Below are 1,101 nucleotides of genomic sequence, written 5' to 3'. Positions count from 1 at the left end.
AATGCGCGTGCTGACACAAACCAGCCCGTATGGCCGGCATGGGGTCGCCGGATGGTCAATGTTCCGGCGCATGGGGGCGCAGGGGCGTGCATGGATGCGCCGGGGCCTGCTGGCCGTGCTGGCGATCTGGTTGATGGTGCTTTCGCAGGGGGCACTGGCGATTTCGTGTTCGGTCTCGTTTTCGATGCCGCAAAACACGTCGATAACCTACACGATGACCGGCGGCGACAATGCGGCCTGTGATCCGGTCGGCGCGGGGATTGCATTCGACGCCGCTGGGGATGGCAACAGCCTGACTCCCGTCGCCTCATCGCCAACCGCACATGGCGGCACGTTCTACATCTACAACACCGTTCCCGGTGGTACGGGCAACGGTTTCACCTATGTGCCACCAAGCCCCTCTTTCAGCGGCACCGACACGGCAACGTTCTTTATCACGAGTGACGGCGGCACCTGGACGCCCACCGGCTCGCTGACGATTACCGTTGTTCCGAACTCGCCGACGGTCAACAGCATTTCCCCCACCACCGGCTCAACCGCGGGCAACACTAACGTCACCATTACCGGCACCAATTTCACTGGCGTCACGGCGGTCAAATTCGGTGCGACCAACGCCACCAGCTTCACCGTCAACAGCACCACGCAGATCACGGCAACATCACCGGCAGGCAGTGCTGGCGTTGTTGACGTGACGGTGACCAACGGCGGCGGCACCAGTACCACCAGCGCGGCTGACCAGTTCTCCTATGTGGCGCCGCCAACCGCTGGTCCGACCAGCATCACCGTGGCGCACGGCAGTACTAACAACCCCGCTACGGTGAACGTCACTGGCTCGCCAACCAGCCTGGCTGTCGGCACGCAAGCAACCCACGGCATAGCGACCGCCTCCGGCCTGAGCCTTACCTATACGCCCAACTCGTCGTACTCAGGTACGGACTCGTTCACCTACACGGCCACTAATGCAGGCGGCACGTCGGCGCCGGCAACGATCACCGTCACCGTGTCGAATGCGACGGTCACCTACGCACCGTCGTCGCCCGTGGCCGGTAGTGTGGGCACGGCCTACAGCCAATCACTGGCTTCGGCCAGTGGCGGCACGGC

At 63.6% G+C, this 1,101-nt stretch carries 1 protein-coding gene; it reads left to right on the top strand.

The features are described 5' to 3' along the window. Position 1 precedes the first annotated feature (1 nt). On the top strand, positions 2-1,101 hold a 1,100-nt coding region (locus PI87_RS27785; RefSeq protein ID WP_039600983.1), incomplete at its 3' end, for an IPT/TIG domain-containing protein.

The organism is Ralstonia sp. A12, assembly GCF_000801955.1.
In the GTDB taxonomy this organism is placed as follows: Bacteria; Pseudomonadota; Gammaproteobacteria; order Burkholderiales; family Burkholderiaceae; genus Ralstonia.
This window is presented reverse-complemented; position numbering and strand designations above follow the sequence as displayed.